The sequence below is a fragment of the Frondihabitans sp. Leaf304 genome, assembly GCF_001423105.1.
Taxonomy (GTDB): Bacteria; Actinomycetota; Actinomycetes; order Actinomycetales; family Microbacteriaceae; genus Frondihabitans.
The window spans coordinates 1441254-1463012 of record NZ_LMNV01000002.1 but is presented as its reverse complement, the minus strand read 5'-3'; the positions used below and the strand labels follow the sequence as shown (position 1 = coordinate 1463012).

General features: G+C 69.1%; 17 protein-coding genes. 8 read left to right on the top strand and 9 right to left on the bottom strand.

What is annotated here, in order from left to right; genetic code table 11:
* Positions 1 to 3: 3 nt before the first annotated feature.
* A complete protein-coding gene (locus ASF54_RS06485; RefSeq protein ID WP_055960044.1) occupies positions 4 to 888 on the bottom strand; it encodes an alpha/beta hydrolase fold domain-containing protein in 885 nt (294 codons plus the stop codon).
* A gap of 140 nt (positions 889 to 1028) precedes the next feature.
* On the opposite strand from ASF54_RS06485, the gene ASF54_RS06480 reads away from it, so the two are divergent.
* Genes ASF54_RS06480 through ASF54_RS06460 form a run of 5 tightly spaced genes read left to right on the top strand, consistent with a single transcriptional unit; the run spans position 1029 to position 6829 of the window.
* Positions 1029 to 1787 (top strand): NUDIX hydrolase, encoded by a 759-nt coding sequence (locus ASF54_RS06480; RefSeq protein ID WP_055960041.1) that lies wholly within the window; start codon positions 1029 to 1031, stop codon positions 1785 to 1787.
* The gene (gene nadA / locus ASF54_RS06475; protein WP_055960038.1) at positions 1784 to 3094 is read left to right on the top strand and encodes a quinolinate synthase NadA; all 1311 of its coding nucleotides are present in this window, start codon (positions 1784 to 1786) and stop codon (positions 3092 to 3094) included. Before ASF54_RS06480 ends, nadA begins: the two co-directional genes overlap by 4 nt.
* A gap of 1 nt (position 3095) precedes the next feature.
* Complete coding sequence (gene nadB, locus ASF54_RS06470; RefSeq protein WP_055960035.1) at positions 3096 to 4778, top strand: L-aspartate oxidase; 1683 nt, start codon at positions 3096 to 3098, stop codon at positions 4776 to 4778.
* Entirely contained in the window at positions 4765 to 5664 is a 900-nt protein-coding gene (nadC, locus tag ASF54_RS06465; protein WP_055960032.1) for a carboxylating nicotinate-nucleotide diphosphorylase, read from the top strand. The genes nadB and nadC overlap by 14 nt, the downstream gene beginning before the upstream one ends.
* 13 nt (positions 5665 to 5677) lie before the next feature.
* Entirely contained in the window at positions 5678 to 6829 is a 1152-nt protein-coding gene (locus ASF54_RS06460; protein WP_055960029.1) for a cysteine desulfurase family protein, read from the top strand.
* A gap of 455 nt (positions 6830 to 7284) precedes the next feature.
* On the opposite strand, the gene ASF54_RS06455 is transcribed toward ASF54_RS06460, so the two are convergent.
* The 3 genes from ASF54_RS06455 to ASF54_RS06445 all read right to left on the bottom strand — a co-directional run bounded on the left by ASF54_RS06455 (position 7285) and on the right by ASF54_RS06445 (position 11195).
* Positions 7285 to 9369, bottom strand: a complete 2085-nt coding sequence (locus ASF54_RS06455) for a PTS fructose transporter subunit IIABC (protein ID WP_055960026.1) — start codon at positions 9367 to 9369, stop codon at positions 7285 to 7287.
* Between the two features lie 72 nt (positions 9370 to 9441).
* Positions 9442 to 10410, bottom strand: a complete 969-nt coding sequence (locus ASF54_RS06450; protein WP_055960023.1) for a 1-phosphofructokinase family hexose kinase — start codon at positions 10408 to 10410, stop codon at positions 9442 to 9444.
* Positions 10407 to 11195, bottom strand: coding sequence for a DeoR/GlpR family DNA-binding transcription regulator (locus tag ASF54_RS06445; RefSeq protein ID WP_055960021.1), 789 nt, complete (start codon positions 11193 to 11195; stop codon positions 10407 to 10409). The genes ASF54_RS06450 and ASF54_RS06445 overlap by 4 nt, the downstream gene beginning before the upstream one ends.
* Positions 11196 to 11432: 237 nt before the next feature.
* On the opposite strand from ASF54_RS06445, the gene ASF54_RS06440 reads away from it, so the two are divergent.
* A complete protein-coding gene (locus ASF54_RS06440) occupies positions 11433 to 12050 on the top strand; it encodes a hypothetical protein (RefSeq protein WP_055960018.1) in 618 nt (205 codons plus the stop codon).
* 74 nt (positions 12051 to 12124) lie between these two features.
* Positions 12125 to 12520: a VOC family protein gene (locus tag ASF54_RS06435; protein WP_055960016.1), complete on the top strand. Its 396-nt coding sequence runs from the start codon at positions 12125 to 12127 to the stop codon at positions 12518 to 12520.
* Between the two features lie 207 nt (positions 12521 to 12727).
* Here ASF54_RS06435 and ASF54_RS06430 read toward each other — a convergent pair whose 3' ends face one another.
* Complete coding sequence (locus ASF54_RS06430; protein ID WP_055960014.1) at positions 12728 to 13477, bottom strand: fumarylacetoacetate hydrolase family protein; 750 nt, start codon at positions 13475 to 13477, stop codon at positions 12728 to 12730.
* A 13-nt stretch (positions 13478 to 13490) separates the two neighbouring features.
* Complete coding sequence (locus ASF54_RS06425) at positions 13491 to 14441, bottom strand: D-2-hydroxyacid dehydrogenase family protein (RefSeq protein WP_055960011.1); 951 nt, start codon at positions 14439 to 14441, stop codon at positions 13491 to 13493.
* 102 nt (positions 14442 to 14543) lie between these two features.
* Here ASF54_RS06425 and ASF54_RS06420 point away from each other — a divergent pair, with 102 nt between their 5' ends.
* Positions 14544 to 15542 carry an LLM class flavin-dependent oxidoreductase gene (locus tag ASF54_RS06420; RefSeq protein WP_055960009.1) on the top strand — a complete coding sequence of 333 codons (999 nt, stop codon included), beginning with the start codon at positions 14544 to 14546 and terminating at the stop codon, positions 15540 to 15542.
* A gap of 260 nt (positions 15543 to 15802) precedes the next feature.
* Here the strand turns inward: ASF54_RS06420 and ASF54_RS06415 are convergent, their stop codons facing one another.
* The 3 genes from ASF54_RS06415 to ASF54_RS06405 all read right to left on the bottom strand — a co-directional run bounded on the left by ASF54_RS06415 (position 15803) and on the right by ASF54_RS06405 (position 21628).
* Complete coding sequence (locus tag ASF54_RS06415) at positions 15803 to 16843, bottom strand: LLM class flavin-dependent oxidoreductase (RefSeq protein ID WP_055960005.1); 1041 nt, start codon at positions 16841 to 16843, stop codon at positions 15803 to 15805.
* 454 nt (positions 16844 to 17297) lie between these two features.
* On the bottom strand, positions 17298 to 21158 hold the full coding sequence (locus tag ASF54_RS06410; RefSeq protein ID WP_055960002.1) for an ABC transporter ATP-binding protein: 3861 nt from the start codon (positions 21156 to 21158) through the stop codon (positions 17298 to 17300).
* On the bottom strand, positions 21155 to 21628 hold the full coding sequence (locus tag ASF54_RS06405) for a MarR family winged helix-turn-helix transcriptional regulator (RefSeq protein ID WP_055959999.1): 474 nt from the start codon (positions 21626 to 21628) through the stop codon (positions 21155 to 21157). The genes ASF54_RS06410 and ASF54_RS06405 overlap by 4 nt, the downstream gene beginning before the upstream one ends.
* Positions 21629 to 21759: the final 131 nt, after the last annotated feature.

Here is a 21759-nt window from a genome sequence, read left to right as displayed (position 1 = left end):
ATCTTAATGAGGCTCGCGGAGGACCGAGGCCATCTCGTCGAGAGCCGTTCGCGCCTCAGGAACCCAGGGGGCACCCGGAAAGTCGTGGAATCCGCCGTGGACGACGTGCAGGTCGACGTGCCCGCCCGCGCGAGCGATTCTCCGCGCCAGTTCCTCCGCGTCGGCGAACAGAACGTCGTGATCACCCTGCTGAATGTGAATGGGCGGTAGCGAGGCCAGGTCGCCGAGAAGCGGGCTGACGAGTGGATCGGTCGGCGCCAGCTCGCCAGCCCACATCCGGCCGGCCTCGGCGAGCCCGCGCGGAGCCAGCATGTGGTCGAGGGGCGCTAGGGCATCGACTCCGGGATTCGTCATCGTGGCCTCGACCCAGGGGGAGATCAGCACGATGCTCGCGGGCTGGAGACCGCCTCGGTCTCGGTACTGCTGCGCCTGCGCTAGAGCGAGCCCGCCGCCCGCCGAATCGCCCCCGAGGTGGACGGCCGCGCCGAACTCCGTCGTCGCCTGATCGAAGACTTCCTCGAGAAACGGCAGGGCGTCCGACACGGTGTGCTCAGGCGCCAGACCGTAGAGGGGAACGTCGATGCTGACGCCGCTCCGCGCGACGAGCCGCGCCAGGATGCCCCACTGGGCCGCACCGATCGGGAACACGTAGCAGCCGCCGTGCGTGTAGATCAGGTGGGTGCCGCTGGGTGAGCGCCGGGGAGTCAGCCGGATGACCCGCCGCCCGGCGACAGTGCGCTCGGTGACCTGCGCCACGCGTTTCACCAGCGGTGTGGGCTCGGCAGCATCGCCGCGCGATTCAATTGCGTGCCGGAGCGTGACGGCGTCGGTCGTTGTGCGCTTTCGCAGAACGAGGAGCCTGCGGGTGGCGGTGAGCAGCGTCGACATGAGCCGAGGGTAGCGGGATGGAGAGCGAGGGGGTGCCGAGCGGCGCGGGCCGGATCCTAGGTCGGCACTAGGTCAAACTGACCTTAAGGGTTAGAGTCAACTCGACCTTAACCCTGCACACCGACCGGCGAGGCATCCTGATGAGCGAACCAGCACCGCACGACGTCGCAGTCGCGTCGCCCGCGCTCGCCGTCTCGACGGTGATCTTCTCGCTCCTGCCCTCCGAGTCGACCGGGCGCATGGCGCTGCACATTCCTCTTGTCCGCCGCATTCGTGAGCCGTACCGAGGCTTGTGGGCGCTGCCGGGAGGGCCGCTCGGTGCCGACGAAGACCTCTCCGACGCCGCCCGACGGCATCTGCTCGACACCACCGCACTCTCGCCGACCTATCTGGAGCAGCTCTACGCGTTCGGGGCACGAGGCCGTTCGCTCGCCGAGCGCGTCGTGTCGATCGTCTATTGGGCGCTCGTGGCCCGACAGGCCGATGATCAGAGCTCAGGATCCGGCACGGCCGACCCCGTGCCACTCGTCCAGGGCGACCCGAACGTCTGCTGGTTCGACGCCGACGACCTGCCGTCCCTGGCCTTCGATCACGGCACCATCGTCGACTACGCCCTCTGGCGGCTCCGCACGAAGATGGAGTACAGCCGCATCGCGGGGGCATTCATCGGCGACACGTTCACGCTCGCCCAGCTGCGCGAGGTGCACGAGGCCGTGCTCGGGCGCGAACTCGACCCCGCCAACTTCCGCCGAATGATCGAGGCGAGCGATGCGGTCGTTCCGACGGGCGAGTTCTTGACCGGCACGAAACACCGGCCGCCGCGTCTCTACCGTTACAACCACGCGTCCGCTCCGAGCGGCGACAACCCCCTGAGCACTCGAGAAAGCCGAACCGCATGACCAGCGTCGACACCACCATCCGTCGCATCACGAACGGCGAGAGCCCGGGCGAAGTGTGCGCCACCGATCTGCGCGAGGCGCCCTGGGCCTTCGACACGGGCGTGCCCTCGTACGGTCCGGGCTCGTCGATGTTCGACCCGATTCCTGCTCGGTCGCCCCTGCAGGGGGAGATCCCCGCGGAATACCGCGAGGCATCGGCTGACGAACTGCACCGTCGGATCCTTGCCGCGAAAGCGATCCTCGGCGACCGCGTCCTGATGCTCGGACACTTCTACCAGCGCGACGAAGTCGTGCAATACGCCGACTACGTGGGCGACTCGTTCCAGCTCGCGGTCAAGGCGAAGGCGTCGCCCGAGGCCGAGGCTATCGTGTTCTGCGGGGTGCACTTCATGGCCGAGACGGCCGACCTCCTGTCGACGCCGTCGCAGGCCGTGATCCTGCCCAACCTCGCGGCCGGCTGTTCGATGGCCGACATGGCCGATATCGACAGCGTCGAGGCGGCGTGGGAGCAGCTCGAAGGCGTGTACGGCGACCTCACCGCACTCGACTACGAGGGCAAGGTGCCGGTGATCCCCGTCACCTACATGAACTCCGCCGCCGATCTCAAAGGGTTCTGCGGTCGCCACGGCGGCATCGTCTGCACCTCGTCAAATGCCGAGACAGTGCTCGAATGGGCCTTCGCGCGAGGTCAGCGCGTGCTCTTCTTCCCCGACCAGCACCTCGGGCGCAACACCGCGAAGGCGATGGGCGTACCGCTCGAGGCGATGCCGATGTGGAACCCCCGTCGCCCCCTCGGCGGATCGACGCCCGAGCAGCTCGACGACGCCAAGGTGATTCTCTGGAACGGGTTCTGCTCGGTGCACAAGCGCTTCACCGTCGCGCAGATCGATGCGGCACGCGCGGAGCACCCCGGTGTTCAGGTAATCGTCCACCCCGAATGCCCGATGCCCGTCGTCGACGCGGCCGACTCCTACGGATCGACCGACTTCATCGTCAAGGCGATCGCCGCGGCGCCCGCCGGATCGACGTTCGCCATCGGCACCGAAATCAACCTCGTGCAAAGACTCGCGCAGGAGTATCCGCAGCACACGATCTTCTGCCTCGACTCGGTCGTCTGCCCGTGCTCGACGATGTACCGCATCCACCCCGGCTATATCGCGTGGGCTCTCGAGGCGCTCATCGGCACGGCCGACCGCCCCGCCGAGGTGCTCAACCGCATCACGGTGCCGACCGACGTCGCCGAACCCGCCCGGGTCGCTCTCGAGCGGATGCTCCAGGCCAAGCCGAACCACACGGTCTCGGTCTGACATGACGCTCACGAATCAGGAACAACGCGAGGTCGTGGTCGTCGGATCCGGTCTCGCCGGTCTCACCGCGGCCCTCCGCGCCGAATCGCTCGGGCACAGCGTCACGCTCGTCACAAAGGGGGCTCTCGACGAGAGCAACTCGCGCTGGGCGCAGGGGGGCATAGCCGCCGCTGTCTTCGACGACGACTCGGTCGCCCTGCACGTGACCGACACCCTCGCAGCGGGCGCGGGGCTCTCGATTCGCCGGGCGGTCGAAGTGCTCTGCGCCGACGGGGCGGTTCGCATCGACGACCTCGTCCGCTGGGGAGTCGACTTCGATCGAGACGGGGCGGACTGGTCTCGCGGGCTCGAAGCAGCCCACAGTCGGCCGCGGGTGCTGCACGCCGGCGGAGACGCGACCGGTAAGGCAATCGTTCTTGCCCTCATCGAGCGCCTCGGCCACACCACCGTCCGCGTCATCGAGAATGCGTTCGTGCTCGACCTGGTGGTTGCGCCGGTGCAACCGGGCGGCGCTCGCAGTGCTGCTGGCACGCGCGTCGTCGGCGTCGACCTGCTGGTCGCCGGTTCAGAGCTCAGGATCCGAGGCGACGCCGTGGTGCTCGCGACCGGAGGTGCCGGGCAGCTCTACGAATTCACTACCAATCCGGCCGGAGCCACCGGCGACGGCCTCGCCGCGGCCTGGCGTGCCGGTGCCCGCGTCGACGACCTCGAGTTCTACCAATTCCACCCCACGGCGCTGGCGGTGCCCGGAAGCTTCCTGATTTCTGAAGCGGTCCGCGGGGAGGGGGCCGTTCTGCTGGACGCAGGCGGACGCCGATTCATGGCCGGGGTCGACCCTCGCGCCGAACTCGCACCACGCGACATCGTCGCGCGCGGGATAGCCGCACAGATGGCGGCGCAGGCGGGGTTGCCCGTGCACCTCGACGCCACCGCCCTCGGCCGAGCCACTCTGGAGCGCCGGTTCCCGACGATCAGCGCCGCCACGCGGGCGGCCGGGCTCGACTGGTCTGTCGAGCCGATCCCGGTCACACCCGCGGCCCACTACTTCATGGGCGGAGTGACCACCGATATCGACGGTCGCACGTCCCTTCCGGGTCTCTACGCGGTTGGCGAAGTCGCGTCGACCGGCGTCCACGGAGCGAACCGTCTGGCCTCGAACTCACTGCTCGAAGCCGCCGTATTCGGGTGGCGGGCGATCGAGGCGATGGGTGGCGACGATCTCGGCGACGCGAGCACTCTCGAAGGCGCTCGCCCCGAGCCCGTCGCGCGAGACGGGGCGACCGGGGCGAGCCGTGGGATCCTGCGTTCTGATCTGCAGCGGGTGATGTGGGAGCACGTCGGATTGACCCGGTCGGAGCAGGGGCTCCGCGCGGCCGAGGAGTGGCTGGCCGAGGCGGCCGTCGAGGTGCCACAGGACCGCCTCGGCGGCGGAGACCGCGTCGACCGCACGGACCGCACCGATCGCACGGACCGCACGGACCGCACCGACCGCACGGACCGCACCGACCGCTTCGACCTCGAGACCGCCAACCTGCTCGATGTCGCTCGTCTGGTCGTCGCCGGGGCGCTTGCTCGCGAGGAGTCGCGCGGAGCACATTTCAGGATCGACTTTCCGTATCCATCCACCGAGTTCGCCCACCCGCTGTCGTGGGCACGAGAGGTACCGCAGCATGCTCACCGATGACGCGATCGAGCAGGTCGTCCGACTGGCCCTTCGGGAGGACGCCCCCTGGGGCGACGTGACGAGCGAGGCGCTCATCCCCGTCGATGCCACCGCGACCGCCTCCGTCGTGGCCCGTGAGGCCGGGGTGCTGAGCGGGGTCCGAGTGCTGAGAGAGACCGCGCGGCAGGTCGATCCGTTGATCGAGGTCGAGACCCGTGCTGCCGACGGCGATCGATTCGAGGCCGGAGACACGGTGGCTGTCGTGCGTGGATCGGCACGATCCATCCTGAGAGCCGAACGCGTCGCGCTCAACCTGCTGCAGCGGCTGTCGGGCATCGCGACGCTGACTTCGGAGTACGTGGCTCTCACCGCGGGCACATCAGCCCAGATCGTCGACACGCGCAAGACGACTCCGGGGCTCCGCGCGCTCGAACGCGACGCGGTCGTGGCGGGTGGCGGACGAAACCACCGCTTTTCGCTCTCGGACGCGGTGCTCGTGAAAGACAATCACCTGGCCGTGCTCGTGGCCTCCGGATTGACGGTGACCGAGGCTCTTCTGACCATGAAGGCGAAGCTCTCGCATACGACTCACGTGGAGGTCGAAGTCGATCGCCTCGACCAGATCGACGACGTTCTGGCCGCCGGAGTCGACACGATCATGCTCGACAACTTCTCGCCCGCCGACCTCATCGCCGGGGTTGCCGCCGTCGCCGGACGAGCTCTCGTGGAGGCGAGCGGAGGCGTCAATCTCAAGACGGTCGCCGCCATCGCCCGTTCCGGGGTCGACCTCATCTCGGTGGGCGCTCTCACCCACAGCGTCCGAGCGCTCGACCTCGGTCTCGACATCTCGATTGACTCGCGCGCGGGTTCGTCGGGCCGAGCACCCGCCGGATTCCCCGCCCTGTGATTGGTCGCTGACCGTGCTCTATCTCGACGCCGCAGCCACGTCGCCTGTTCGTCGCGAGGCGCTGGAGGCGATGTGGCCGTATCTCACGGGTGATTTCGGCAATCCGTCTAGTCGGCACACCGTCGGCGAGTCGGCCGCGCGTGCGCTTGAGGGTGCACGAGCCGCAGTCGCATCCTGGCTTGGATGCCGCCCGGGCGAGGTCGTCTTCACGGCGGGGGGAACGGAGGCCGACAACCTGGCCATCAAGGGCATAGCCCTCGGCAACCCGCGCGGCCGCCACCTGGTGACCACTGAGATCGAGCACGAAGGGGTGCTCGAGTCGGTGTCGTTTCTCGCCCGATTCCTCGATTTCGAGGTCTCGTTCGTGCCGCTGACTCCGACCGGAATTGTCACGCCCGACGCCCTCAGATCCGTCCTGAGAACTGATACGACGCTCGTCTCGATCGCCCACGCCAACAACGAGATCGGCACCGTCCAAGACATACCGGCACTGAGCGCCATCACCAGGGCTGCGGGCATTCCGTTCCACACCGATGCCGTTCAGTCCGCAGGATGGCTCGACACGAGAGTCGACCACCTCGGTGTTCAGGCTCTGACGATCTCGGGCCACAAGCTCGGCGCCCCCAAGGGGGTCGGCGCCCTCTTCGTGGCCGGCCGTTTGCCGATCGAACCGGTTCTACACGGCGGCGGGCAGGAGCGCGGTCACCGTTCAGGAACAGAGAACGTCGCAGGATCCGTGGCGCTGGCCGTGGCCGCTCAGCTTGCCGAATCCGAGCGTCTCGCGCGAGCGGACTCGGCGCGCACTGCCCGCGACGCCTTCATCACCGACGTCCTGGCGCGCGTTCCCGACGCTCGGCTCACCGGCCCGGCAGGTGCTTGGCGCCTGCCGGCGAACGCCTCGTTCGTGTTCCCGGGCACGAGTGGCGAATCGGTGCTGCTCGAACTGGAGCGCCGAGGCGTCGTGTCGTCGAGCGGCTCTGCGTGCGCGGCTGGAAGTGACGAGCCGTCACACGTGCTGACGGCGCTGGGCGTGCCGGCGGACGTGGCGCAGACGTCGGTGCGATTTACGTGGGGCGGCGAGGTGACGGCCGCGGCGCTGACCGAGGTGGCCGCGTCGGTGGAGGCGGCGGTGGGTGTGGTGCGCGGGTTAGGCGCGCGGCGCTGACGGCGCGCGTTTCAGGAGTGTGAGCGCGGGCGGGACGCGCGTGCGGGGCTGAAGCGCCGCGTCGCGCCTGGTTGCCTGAGTTGTGCGCAGAGGAGGACCGCGCGGAGCGCTCGCTCGCGAGGGTTGGGAGCGCGGCGCTGACGACGCGCGTTTCAGGAGTGTGGGCGCGAGTAGGCCGCGCGTGCGGGGCTGGAGCGCTGCGTCGCGCCTTGTTGCCTGAGTTGCGCGCAGAGGAGGGCCGCGCGGAGCGCTCGCTCGTGAGGGTTGGGCGCGCGGCGCTGACGGCGCGCGTTTCAGGAGTGTGGGCGCGGGTGGGCCGCGCGTGCGGGGTTGGAGCGCCACATCGCGCCTAGATGCCTGAGTTGCGCGCGCGAGACACCCCACCGCACGCACAAGGGCGCCACCCCGCACGAAGCGGGATGGCGCCCAGGAGCAGCAAGCAGCAAGCAGCCCAGCTACACGGCCACGGGTTCGCGCTGGTCCACGACCGCAGCGGCGGAGGCAGCCTCTTTCTCGTCCGCACCCACGGGGCGGCGGCGCACGAAGCGCTTGAGCGCGACGAGCACGACCGCGGTCACGACGGTGCCGGAGAGGATCGCGACGATCCACATGAGCAGGTTGCCGATCGCGAAGAACACGAAGATGCCACCGTGCGGTGCCTGAGAAGTGACCCCGGCCGCCATCGAGATGGCACCGGTCACGGCACCACCGACCATGCTGGCGGGGATGACGCGCAGCGGGTCGGCCGCAGCGAACGGGATTGCACCCTCCGAGATGAAGGAGGCACCGAGCAGCCATGCCGCGCCGCCGTTGGTGCGCTCGACCTGCGAGAAGCCCTTGCGGTAGAGCACGGTCGAGGCGAGCGCCATCGCGAGCGGGGGCACCATTCCGGCACCCATCACTGCGGCCATGATCATCCACGGGGCGGGGTTGTCGACCGAGCCGGCCGAGAGGCCGGCGACGGCGAAGGCATACGCGACCTTGTTGACGGGGCCACCGAGGTCGAAGCACATCATGAGGCCGAGGATGACGCCGAGCAGGATCGCGCCGGAGCCGGAGAGGCCATTGAGGAAGTCGGTCAGAGCCTTCATCAGGGAGGCGATCGGGCCGCCCAAGAACAGAAGCATCAGGCCGGAGGCGAAGATGGACGCGAAGAGCGGGATGATCACGACGGGCATCAGGCCGCGGACGAAGCGGGGCACGTCGAGCTTGCCGATGTAGTAAGCGGCAGCACCGGCGAGCAGACCTCCGACGAGCCCACCGAGGAACCCGGCGTTCATGAACACGGCGATCGCACCGGCGACGAAACCGGGCGCGATGCCCGGGCGGTCGGCGATCGCGTAGGCGATGTAGCCGGCCAGCGCGGCGACCAGGAAGCCCATCGAGGCTCCACCGATCTGGAATGCGGCGGCACCGAGGTAATACCAGAGGCCCTCAGGCGGCAGATTCGCAAGCGAGTAGTTCTGCAGTGCGTAGACCGCGTTGTTCACGGTGTGGCCGTCGGCGGTGAGCGCGATGCCGAAGCCCGAGAGCAAGAAGCCGAGGGCGATCAGCAGACCTCCGCCGGCGACGAACGGGATCATGTAAGAGACGCCGGTGAGCAGCCACGTCTTGAGCGACGAGCCGAAGCCGCGACGGCCCTGCGCCATGGCGGGGCCCGAGGCGACACTTCCTGTCACACGAGCGGCACGCGGGTCGGTCGAGGCCGCGATGGCCTCCTCGACCATGGCGGTCGGCTCGTCGACTCCGCGCTTGACGGGGCCCTGCACGAGCGGCTTGCCGGCGAAGCGGCCGCGGTCGCGGACGTCCACGTCCACGGCGAAGATGACGGCGTCAGCGGCCTCGATGACCGCAGGATCCAACGGGGTCACCCGTCCGGAACCCTGCGTCTCGATCTGGAGGTCGGCCCCGAGTCGCTTTGCTGCCGCGACGAGTGCGTCGGCGGCCATGTACGTGTGGGCGATTCCGGTGGGGCAGGCGGTGACGCCGACCAATTTCACGCGGTGACCCGAGTCGGATCCTGAATTCTGACCGGCCGAGCCGGCGGCGGGAGCGGTAGTGCCGGTGACTCCGCGAGCGGCGTCGACCTCGCCGCCGACCTCGGCATCGACGAGGGCGACCACGTCGGCGGGCGTGGCCGCAGCGCGCAGGGCAGCCGTGAAGTCGTCGCGGATGAGTGCTCGGGCGAGCGTCGAGAGCACGGTCATGTGGTCGGCGTCGGCGCCTTCGGGCACCGCGATCATGAAGACGATGTCGGCGTCGCCGTCCGGAGCGCCGAACGGCACCTTGCGAGCCAGGCGCGACATCGCGAGTGTCGGCTCAGAGACCGACGACGAGCGGGCGTGCGGAATGGCGATACCGCCGGGCACACCGGTGCCGACCGAGGCCTCGCGCTTGATTGCGTCGTCGGCGAGTGACTCGGCCGATCCGGCGCGACCGTCGGCGGCGACACGCGCCGCCAGTGCGCGGATCACGTCGGACGAGGTCTCGCCGAGATTCTCGTCGAGACCGACGAGCTTCGTGTTGATGAGGGTGGACATGGGCTGGAGCTCCTTTGCTGCGGCTGCTGCTGTGGTGCGCTGAGGTGAGATGAAACGGCTTGGGGAGGAGGATCAGGCGCGAGTTGCGGACGCCTGCGAGAGAGACACGACGTCGATCACGTCGGGGAAGGTCTGCGCGAGAGTCGGCACGAGGCTTCCCGGCAGGGAGGCCGCGGCGGCGCCGGAGGCGACGGCCTGGGCGAGTCGGCCCGCGGGGGAGGCCCCCGCCGTCTCGGCGAGCAGGTAGCCCGCGAGAGACGAGTCGCCCGCTCCGACGGTCGACAGAGCCACGATGGTCGGGGCTGCGGCGAACCAGGCGCCGGTGCCGTCGACGAGCACGGCGCCCGCGCTTCCGAGGGTGAGCAGAACAGCGCCGACTCCGCGGGAGAGAAGGATCCGGGCACCCGCGACGGCCGCATCGCGGTCGGTCTCGTAGACGGCCGGGTCGCCTCCGACGATCTCGGCGAGCTCTTCGGCGTTCGGTTTGACGAGGTCGACCCCGACGCCGGACTCGATGAGGGCCCGGAACGGGGTTCCTGATGAGTCGACAGCGATGCGAGGTGCGTCGGCACCGAATGCGAGTCGCACCGAATGGACGACCCCCGCGAGGAAGTCGTCGGGCAATCCGGGAGGGAGTGAACCGGCGATAACCAACCAATCGGTGGATGCGGCGTGCTCGACGACCAGGTCGACCAGGGCGACGGCCTGGGTCGAGAGGTCGGGGCCGGGCTCGTTGATCTTGGTGGTCGTGCCATCGGGGTCGGTGATCGTGATGTTCTGGCGAACGTGGCCGTCGATCGGCAGGTTCACCGTCGGAACGCCCCGGGCTCGGAGCGCGACCAGCATGGGGTCGTCGAGGGCTCCGGGCAGGATCGCGACGGTGTCGGCACCCGAAGCAGCCAGGCCGCGCGAGACGTTGACTCCCTTGCCTCCGGGCTCGTCGGTGGTGCGGAGCGACCGCTGCACCGCACCGTGCGAAAGAGGCGCAGACAGCTCGATCGTGCGGTCGAGCGAGGGATTGGGTGTGAGAGTGAGGATCATGCGACGAGCACCTCCACGTCGGCATCGCGAAGGGCTCCGGCCAGGTCGGCCGCGGGCTCCAGGTCGGTGATGACGGTGTCGAGCTCATCGAGCCGGGCGAAGCGGCTGAGTGCCTCGACGCCGTGCTTGGTCGAGTCGACGACGGCGACGGCGCGGCGCGCGGCCCGGATGTATGCCGTCTTGACGGCCCCCTCCAGCTCGTCGGGGGTGGAGAGGCCGAATCCAGCGCTGATGCCGTTGGCGCCGACGAACGCGATGTCGGGTCGGAGGGCGGTCAGCTGTTCGACCGTGGCGCTGCCGACGGCGGCGCTCGTGAGGCCGCGGACGCGACCGCCAAGCAGACGAAGGTCGATGTGCTCGCTGTGCTGGAGCAGTGCGGCGATCGGCACGGCATTCGTGATGACGGTGAGAAGAACGCCCGGGGTAGCGGGTGTCCAGCCGGTGAGCTCTGCGGCGACGGCAGCGGTGGTCGTGCCGGCGTCGAGGGCGATGGAACCGACGAAGGTCGGGGGCACGAGGTGTGCGGCGAGACGCGCGATCGTCGATTTGGCGGGCGTCTGCTGGTCTTCACGCTCGGCCAGGCTCAGCTCGGTGACGCTGGTGTGACCCGCGGCGACGGCTCCACCGTGCACCCGCTGGAGTGCTCCGGCCTGTTCGAGGCTGTCGAGATCGCGGCGGATCGTCTCGGTCGTGACGGCGAAGCGCTCGGCCAGATCAGAGGCGACGACGCGGCCCTCGACGCGGAGGAGCTCGGCGATCGAGTCGTGGCGTTCGACTGCATACATGGGGTGACCTCCTCGTCGCCTGGTTCTGTCTGTGCTTTCGACAGACCATAGGCCCGTTTCGCAGACAAAGCAAGATGATCGCAGAAAAAGCCACATGCGGACCAGTGCAGACAGAGGTAGCGGGGGCGCGCTCGTCAGGAAATGAGTCGCGCGACGGGCGCCAGCGCGCGGATCTCCCGGGGGTGCGAGCCTGGAATCCTGAATCGCGATCACGGCACCCGCGCGTAGGCTCCGCCCATGACTCGCACCCGCCCCGACGACCACTTCGTCGGACGCATCGCCGGCGTGGGGACGACCTCCGGCACGCGCATCGTCGTCGGCATGTGGCAGAGCTCGCCACTGGGGCGCTTCGTCGACGTGATGATCGAGACCAAGGCGGGGCGCAGGATCCTGCTGGCCCCTTCTCAGGAAGTCGCGGACTACGTGAGCGCGACTTACACGTTCGACGAGGTCCGCGTGCAGACGGTCACCTGGGCGAAGATCGACGGTGGTCTGCGCGTCGACGCCGAGGGAGAGCTGGCGCTGACGCTCGGCGTGGGGCAGATCTCAGGCCTCGGTATGCTGCTTCGCGCCGTGCCGAGGCAGATCGCGACACGGCCCGGGTGGCTTCGGTTGATCGACCCGGTGGCCCGGATCCTCGTGCCCGGATCGGCGACAGCAGGCACTGCCGGAAGTGGAAGGCGTGAGTTCTACGGGGTCACCCTGGCTCGCCACATCACGGCGCTCTCGGGGTCGTTCGAGGGCGACGATTTGGGCACGCTCGCGCCCCTCACCCCGGCCGTGCGGTTCGGGTTCGCCTCGTCGCCGGCCACTCCAACGCTCGTCGACGTCACCACGACAATTCGGCACGGCTAAAGCGACGAGGTCACCCCTGCACCGGGGCAGCGGCACGGGTAGCGGGCGCGGGCGAACGCGAGTAGACAAGCCGCATGACAGTGCGGTGGGAAAGCGTCGTCGTGGATTGCCGCGACCCGAGAGCGCAGGCGGCGTGGTGGGGCGAGACGCTCGGCTGGCCGGTCGTCTACGACGAAGAAGACGAGGCGGGAATCGCGCCGCCCTTCGTTGCTGAGCACACGCGCGACACTCCGCCGATCGAGCGCTGGCCGGAGATGACGTTCGTGCCTGTTCCTGATGGCAAGACCATCAAGAATCGCCTGCACATCGACCTCGCGCCGGGTATCGACGACTCTCAGGAGGCGGAGATCGCAGCGCTCGTGGCCCGGGGCGCCCGGCTGGCCGACGTCGGGCAGGGCGACGACGTGACGTGGGTCGTGCTCGAAGACCCGGAGGGCAACGAGTTCTGCGTGCTGTCGCCGCGGGTGTGAGGCGCGCACTTCTCAGGTGTTCAGGCGCGCTCGAGCCGTTTTTGTAGGGCGGAGTCGCGCCCGTGCGCCTCGTTTCCTGATCCGCGAACGCAGGATCCCACGGGGCCGCCACGCAGGTCTCCGCGCGTCCGCGCTCACCCCCGCGCACGCATCAGGAACCCAGTCGCGCATCCACCGCGGGCACGGGCCGCGCCCGCACCTCCGCGCTCAGCCTCCTGAGAACTGCGCCCTCGGCCGTGGCCCCAACCGCGCCCCCGGCCTCGGGCCCACCGTGAAGGCGAACTCCGCGACGCCGTCCACGCCGCCCGTCACGACGTCGCCCGGAACGAGCGGCCCGACCCCGGCCGGCGTCCCGGTGAAGATCAGGTCGCCCGGTGCCAACTCCCACGCCCGCGAGGCCGCCGCGATCACGTCGGCGACCGGCCAGATCATGTCGGCCAGATCGCCCTCCTGAGCGGTGTGCCCGTTCACCGCGAGCCAGATTCGTCCGCCACCCGGTACCGCGACGTCGACACGGCTCGCCGGGACGATCTCCGACATCGGCGCCGATGCATCAAAGCCCTTAGCGACGTCCCACGGCCGGCGGGAGTCTTTCGCCTGCTGCTGCAGATCGCGGCGCGTGAGATCCACTCCGACGGCGTACCCGAAGACGTGGTCGAGCGCATCGACCGATCGGATATTGCTTCCGCCACGTTTGAGCGCGACCACCAGCTCCACCTCGAATTCGAGTCGGTCAGTCTGCGTCGGGTAGGGGACCACTCCGTCGGCGGCAACCGCGGCATGCCCGGGCTTGGCGAAGAAGAAGGGAGGTTCGCGTGTCGGGTCGCTCCCCATCTCACGGGCGTGGTCGGCATAGTTGCGACCGACGCAGAGGATGTGACGGACTGGCAGGAGCTCGTCGGATCCTGAAATCCGAACGGACGGCTGGGCGGCCGGATCGAAAACGTAGGTCTGCATGAGGGAGCCTTCGCTACGACAGAGTCCTGATCGGCGAACCCGCCATGAACGCCAGCACGTCGTCGACGGCCTCCGAGTAGAACACCTCATACACCTCGCGAGTGACATAGCCGAGGTGAGGCAGGAGCAAGACGTTCGACAGCTTGCGGAGCGGGTCTTTGAGGGGGAGCGGCTCGACATCGAACACGTCGAGCGCGGCGCCCTGCAGCGTGTCGACCATGAGCGCCATCATGAGGGCCTCGGCGTCGACGATCGGCCCGCGCGACGTGTTGATCAGGAACGCGGTCTCTTTCATCTCGGCGAGCTGGTCGGCCGAGACGAGGCCTCGGGTCTCTTCGGTAAGGGGAACGTGCACCGAGAGGAAGTCGGAGTCGGTGAACAACTTCTCGAAGGTCACCTTGGATGCACCGCCCTCGGAGGCGCGCTCGTCGGTGAGGGTCGGGCTCCAGGCGATGATCGTCATGCGGAAGGCGGTGGCGAGTTCGGCCACCCATCGGGCCTGTTTGCCGAAGCCGAGGAGCCCAAGCGTCTTGCCCTCGAGTCGCGTGCCGATGGTGTGCTGCCATCCGTCGGCGTGCAGCGCGGTGTCTTCGGCGACGATGTTGCGGGCCAGGGCGATCATCATGCCGATGGTGAGTTCGGCGACCTCGCGCCCGGATCCCCCGGTGCCCGAGACGACGATGCCCTGTGCCTTCGCCGCTTCGACGTCGATCGCGGCGTTCGCCATTCCCGTGGTCACCAGAAGGCGTAGCTGCGGCAGTTGCTCGAGTGTCTCTCGCGAGAGGGCGGTGCGCTCGCGCATTGCCACCACGACCGTGCTGGATCGCAGGCGCTCGATGAGCTCGTCATTATCGAGATGCTCCGTCACCACGTCGATGTCGAAGTGCTCGCGGACCGCGCTCCAGTCGGCCGACTCGAGAGCAACCCCCTGGTAGTCGTCGAGGATCGTCAGGGTCTCGGGCATGGCTCCACGATATCGGCTGATCCCTCGTGCGGCCGATGCCGGAAATTACCTGACTTCAGGATCCGCGGGAACGTTCTGCCCCTTCCGCGCGTTATCTCCCGCATGACTCCTCGCCTGTCCATCCTCGACCTCGCTCCCATCGCCCCGGGTGAAACCGTGGCGGAAAGCTTTGCCAACAGTGTCGCTCTGGCACAGGCCGCCGAAGCGAACGGCTACGAGCGCGTCTGGTACGCCGAGCACCACAACATGCCCACGATCGCCTCCAGCGCGACGTCGGTGCTGATCGGCCACGTTGCAGGAAAGACCTCGGCGATCCGACTCGGCTCGGGCGGCATCATGCTGCCGAACCACGCGCCGTTGAGCATCGCCGAACAGTTCGGCACCCTCGCGTCGCTCTACCCGGGCCGCATCGACCTGGGTCTCGGTCGCGCGCCCGGCAGCGACCATGCCACCATGCGCGCGATGCGGCGCGACCCGATGTCGGCGGAGTCCTTTCCGCAGGACGTCCTCGAACTGCAGGCGTACCTGAGTGGCGAGTCGCGTATTGCCGGAGTCTCAGCGACCCCCGGCGCCGGGACGAACGTGCCGCTGTACATCCTCGGATCCTCGCTTTTCGGAGCACAGCTGGCCGCCGCCTACGGGCTGCCTTACGCCAACGCCTCCCACTTCGCACCCGACTCGCTGCACGAGGCCGTGGAGTTCTACCGCCGCGAATTCACGCCGTCGGCCCAGCTCGCCGAGCCCTACGTGATCGCCGGGGTCAACGTCGTCGCGGCCGAGTCGCACGACGAGGCGCAGGCGCAGTTCGACTCGACGCGTCGCACCCGCGTGCGCGGAATGATCTCGCGCGGCGCCGCATCGCCGGAGTACACCGACGAGCAGATCGACATCTTCCTGACCACGCCGAACGGCCGGCAGATCGCGAACATGATGAAGTACGCCGCGGTGGGAACGCCCACGGAGGTCGGAGACTACCTGCGCAACTTCGCGGAGGAGGCTCAGGCCGACGAGCTCATCATCGCGCACCAGTCGCCGCAGATCGCCGACCGGCTGGCCTCGGTGGAGCTCACTGCGGGAGCGATGCAGGCGGTCTCCGTCTAGGCGGGGCGGTCGCGCGCAAATCAGGAAGGTGGGCGCGGCGTGGGCGCGGATCCTTGGCTTCGGGGTCCCGCCGCGCCTGCATGCCTGAGTTGCGAGCGTCCACGGCGCCGTGCCTGGCGAGAGACCGTGCGGGGTGCGGGAGCGGGGCGGTCGCGCGCACATCAGGAAGATGAGCGCAGCGTGAGCGCGGATCCTGGGGTCTGGGTTCCGGGCGCGCCTAGATGCCTGAGTTGCGACCGCCCGCAGCTGCCCGCAGCCGCTCAGGCCAGCGCCCGGGCCTCCGCACCCCAGCCGAGCTCGATCCCGATGGCCCGCACCGCTTCGAGGAGGCGCGCGTTGAAGTCCACGCCCAACTGGTTGGGCACAGTCACGAGCACGGTGTCTGCGGCCGCGACCGCGGCGTCAGAGGCCAGCGAGGCCACGAGATCCTCGGGCTCGCCGATGTACGAGCGACCGAAGCGAGCGAGAGTGGTCGCGTCGAGGTGTCCGACCTGATCCTGCGCATCGACCTGGGCGCGCAGCCCGAAGTAGTGGCGCGACTCGTCGTCGATCAGGGGCACGATGCTGCGTGACACCGACACGCGGGGTTCGCGTTGCCAGCCCGCGGCCGCCCAGGCCGTCCGGTAGAGGGCGATCTGCTCCGCCTGCAGTTCGTCGAAGGGCACTCCGGTGTCTTCGGTGAGCAGCGTCGAACTCTGCAGGTTCACTCCCTGCGCGGCCGCCCACTCGGCGGTTGCACGGGTGCCCGAGCCCCACCAGATGCGGTCGCGCAAGCCGGGAGACTGCGGCAGGATGGGCAGGTATCCGGTCGATCCGGTCATTGCCGGGTTCGCCGGTGCGACTCCGGCGCCGTCGATCGCCTCGAGAAAGTCGGAGAGGTGCTCGCGGGCCATATCGGCGTCGGTCTGAGCGTCACCGGGCGTGTGGCCGAACGATTCGTAGCCGGCCAGAGAGGTCTCGGGTGATCCGCGGCTCACGCCGAGCTGCAGACGGCCTCCTGAAATGAGGTCGGTCGTCGCTGCCTCTTCGGCCATGTACAGCGGGTTCTCGTAGCGCATGTCGATCACGCCGGTGCCGAGTTCGATGCGCGAGGTGCGAGCGGCCATGGCGGCGAGCAACGGGAACGGCGCCGCAAGCTGGCGGGCGAAGTGGTGCACGCGGACGGAGGCGTTGTCGATGCCGATCTCTTCGGCGGCGACGGCGAGCTCGATCGTCTGCGTGAGCACATCGGACGCGGTGCGCACTCGCGACCCGGGCACGTCCTGATAGTGCCCAAACGACAGGAATCCGATTCGCTTCATACCGCTGCAACTCGCGCGGGCACAGGAGCATTCCCTATGCGTACGTATCGAAGCGGGTGACGGCGGGCGGATCCTGACGAAAGGGCAGGGGGACCGCAGCCTGCAAAGCCAACGAAGGCGCTCCCGCGGGCCCTCGCCCCGCACTGCACGGCCCCTGGCTGCGCGCCGCTTAGGAACCCAGGCGCCGCGGCTCTCAGCGCCGCGGCCGCTCGGCGGGAGCCCTGCAGTAGTCCTGACGGGCGAGCGGCCGCGGTGGTGGGGCGATGCCAGGGCCCGCGCGAGCGCCCGGCCGTGCTCGCGCCGTCGTGGGGCGGATCCTGTGCGTCTATAAGGAACCCAGCCCCGCCATTCGCACATTGACCTGCTCCCTCGTGCGGGCCGGGCCTGCCTGCCTGAAAAGTGCCCCCTAGCGCCGCGAACCCGCCGACGGAGCCCCGCCCACGGAGACTCGCCCCTATCGCGCCTCCACCGCCTCATACGCCTGCCACATCGCCGCGTACCGGCCACCGGCGGCAATGAGCTCGTCATGCGAACCCACCTCCGCTAGGCGTCCGCCCGACAGCACCCCGATGCGATCCGCGGCCCGCGCAGTCTGTAACCGGTGCGCGATCACGATCGTCGTGCGCCCCGACGCCACCCGCTGCATGGCCCGCGTCACGTGCGCCTCCGTGAGCAGGTCGAGGTTCGACGTCGCCTCGTCGAGCAGCAGCACGGCCGGGTCGACAAGCTCGGCCCGGGCCAGGGCGATCAACTGCTTGTGGCCCGCCGCCAGCGATCGTCCACGCTCGGTCAGGCGGTGGTCGTAGCCGCCGGGAAGGTCGCGCACGAATTCGTCCGCTCCGACAGCCGTGGCCGCCGCGATCACTTCGTCGCGCGATGCGTCGACCCGGCCGAACGCGATGTTGTCGTGCACTGTTCCACTGAACAGGAACGCCTCCTGCGGCACGTAGCCGAGCTGGGTGCGGAAGGCATGCAGGTCGAGGTCGCGCAGATCGTACCCGTCGATCGTCACGGCCCCCTCGTCGGGGTCGTAGAAGCGAGCGAGCAGCTTCATGATCGTGGACTTGCCGGCGCCTGTCTCGCCGACCAGCGCGACGGTTTCACTCGCGGCGATGTCGAGCGTGATGCCGTGGATCGCCTCGGGCGGCTTGACCCGGATCGGCCCGGTCGCCATCAGAGAACGAGGATCCGCGGGCCCCCGCCGCTCGACCACCCGCTCCGCCGCCTGCGGGTACGAGAACCGCACCCCGTCCAGCCGGAGCGCTCCCGTGAGGCGGCCCGGCGTCACGGCGGCCTCGCGCTCCGGGGTCAGCGTGTCGAGCGCCATCAGGTCGCCGATGCGCGCGACCGACACACGCGTCTGCTGCCAGGCGTCGAAGACCTGCGACAGCTGCTGGATTGGCGAGAAGAACATCGTGATGTAGAGCAGGAACGCGATGAGGTCGCCGGGGGTCAGCCGACCGTCGGCGATCAGGACGGCCCCCACACCGAGCACGATCACGTCGGCGACGCCCGATAGGAACTGCACGAAGGGGAAGTAGAGGGCGACCAGGCGCTGCGCGGCCATCCTCGACTCCAAGAACCTCCGCCCGAGCGCATGGAAGCGCGTGACAGTGGCGGCCTCGTGCACGAACGCCTGCGACTCACGAATGCCCGACAGGCTCTCCTGGAAGTCGGCGTTAACGATGGCGATGCGCTCGCGGGCCACGTCGTAGAGCTTCGTCGACCGCGAACGGAACACCACCGTCGCGGCGGCCAGCGGAACGACGACGCTGAGGGTGACGAGGCCGAGCTCGGCGTCGATCAGCACGAGCGCGACGCCGACGCCGACGAAGGTGACGATCGAGACCAGGGCGGACAGCAGTCCGTTCTGAATGAGCCCTTCGAACTGATCGACGTCGGTCGTCATCCGCGTCATCACGCGACCGGCCATCTCGCGTTCGTAGAAGTCGAGAGACAGCCGCTGCAGCTGCGCGAAGATGCGCACGCGCAGGCTGAGCATGATGCGCTGCGCGGCGCGACCACTGACCAGCGTCTGGGCCATCCCGTTGGCGAGATCGGCGAGAGTCACGACGAGGAACGCGCCGGCTGCGACGAACAGCACCGTCTCGGATCCTTGCTGAACCCCCGAGTCGATCCCGGTCTTGACCAGGTACGGCCCGATCAGCCCAGCGAGCGCGTCGAGAATGACGAAGACGAGCGCCAGCAGCAGCGGCTTGCGGAATTCCCGCAGCAGCGTGCCGAGCGAGAACGACCGATCTTGGAGGGTCTCGCGTTCGAGGTCGAGGGCCGGCACGTCGCGGAGCGGGCCGAGGGCCTTCACCTTGGCGAGCAGCTCCGGTGTGGCCTGGCCGAACGTGTTCAAATCGGCGCCTGCCGCCGCCCGAGACGCCGATTTGGGCACGCTCGCGGCCGACACGCCGGCAGCAGCAGCAGCAACGCCAGCAGCAGCGACACCTGCGGCAGCACCTGCCCCGGCACCGGCCGCAACGCCCGCGAGCGCGTCGATCTCATCGTCGTCGTCATCCCCGAGCCCACTGATCAGGGCCCGGTACAGCGCGCTCGACTCCTGCAGCTCGTCGTGCGTGCCCTCGGCCGCGACCCGCCCGTGCTCGAGCACGACGATCCGGTCGGCCAGGTGCAGCGTCGACTCGCGGTGGGCGATCAGCAGCACCGTTCGCCCGGTGAGCTCGTCCCGCAGCGCGTCGTGGATGGACTGCTCGGTGGTCGCGTCGATCGCGCTGGTCGCGTCGTCGAGAACGAGAATCCGAGGATCCGCCACCACCGCCCTCGCCAACGCGATCCTCTGGCGCTGACCGCCCGAGAGGCTCAGCCCGCGCTCGCCGACGACGGTGTCGTATCCGCGCGGCAACTCGTCGATGAATCCTGCGGCGTGAGCGACCTCCGCCGCATGACGGATCTCCGCGTCGCTCGCCTCCGGCTTCCCGTAGGCGATGTTCGCCCTGATCGTGTCAGAAAACAGGAAGCTCTCTTCAAAGACCATGCCGATCGACGAGCGGAGCGACGCCAGCGAGACGGTGCGGACGTCGTGGCCATCGACGCTCACGGCGCCGGACTCGGGATCGTGGAACCGAGCGACGAGCGACGCCACCGTCGACTTGCCGCTGCCACTCGGGCCGACGAGCGCGACGCGTTCGCCGGCACGGAGGTGCAGCGAGAAGTCGTCGAGGGCGGGGCGCCCGGACTGGTATGAGAACGTGACACCGCTGAAGGCGATGTCTCCGGTGACGGGGGTGAGGTCTGTCGGATCCTCGGGGTCGGTGATCGTCGGCTCGCGGTCGAGGAGCTGGAAGATGCGCTCGATGCCCACCTGCGCCTGCTGGCCGATCGCCAGCACACCGGCGAGCTGCCTCGCCGGTGCCATGAGGGCGGCGATGTACGAGGTGAAGGCGAGAAACGTGCCGATCGTCAGCTGGCCCTGAAGGGCGAGCCAGCCGCCGAGCGCCAGGATCGCGACCTGGGCGAGCGTCGGAATCGCCTCGAGCACCGGCTGGAACCGGGACTGGATGCGCACCGACCGCATCTGCGCCCCGTAGACACCGGTCGCGACGCGCGACATCGTCTCGACCTCGTGCTTCTCACGACCGAACGCCTTGACGACCCGCACTCCGCCTACCGCCTCGTCGACGATCTGGGCGACTTCGCCCTCGCGCTGCTGGGCGTCCCAGGTGGCGGGGAGCACCTTGGCGCGCATGCGGTAGCCGACGATCACGAGCGCCGGAAGCATCACCAGGCTGATCACGGCCAGCAGCGGCGACAGGGTGAACATCACGACGAGCGACAGCACCATCAGCATGACGTTGCCGCTCATGATCGGCAGCATCATGAGCAGGCTCTGCACGAGAGCAGCGTCTCCGTTGGCGCGGCTGACGAGCTGACCCGTCGACATGCGGTCGAGGGATGCCTGGTCGAGGCGCTGCAGGTGATCGTGCATGTCGTTGCGCAGGTCATTCTGCACCTCGAGTGCGACCTTGCCACCCCGATAGCGCCGCAGGTACGTGAAGAAAAACGTCGCGAGCGCGAGCGTGAGCATCAGCGCGAGCCACGGGCCGAGCGGCGAGGTCTTCTCGACGATGACGCCGTCGACAATCTTGCGGGCGACGAGCGGCACCAGCACCTGGCAGAGGCTTCCGAGCACAGCGGCTGCAAGGGAGATGACGAGGCTCTTGCGGTGACGGAGGAGGTAGCGCCAGAGACGGTGGATCCAGCCTTCCGGGGCCTGGGTGGTTGCGGCGGGCGGGGTCGTCGGGGCGCTTGAGTTGGCCGGGGCGGTTGAGTTCGCTGGGGCGCTCATGCGTTCTCTTTCGTGCGGCGCTCTTCGACGGCCAGATCGACGGCGTCGCCCAGCGAGGCCAGGGCGGCGATTAGGGCCTCGGGTGCGTCGGCCCGGTCGGCCAGCAGTTCGAGCTGGCGGGCCATCCGCCCTTCCATCCGCTCGAACACCTCGCGGCCGTCGTCGGTCAGCGCCAGCGAGCTCGCGCGGGCGTCGCCCACCACGGCGTCTCTGCGGATCAGGCCCCGCCGGTGCAGCGAGTCGACCGTTGCGCTGATCGCTGGTTTGCCGATCTCGAGGCGCTGCGACAGGCGGGACGCGCGCTCCTCACCGCCGTCGATCGTGGCGAGCACGCGGTAGTCGGCGAAGCTGAGGTCGTCGCTCGCGCGCTCCACGATGCGGGAGGCCCGGGCCAGAGCGCGGACGGCCCGGACGAGATCGGTGGGCGCGCCTGGGGTGGCGGCTGCGGGGGAGGTGGTGGTGGGAGGCACGCGCTCACTCTACGCCGATGGTTCGAGTGGCGAACTATCTCGGGGTGGGGTGGGGTGGGGTGGGGTGGGGTGCTGGGCGCTTTTCAGGAGATGGGGCGCGGTGCCGCGGCGGATTAGCGTGAGTGCGGCAT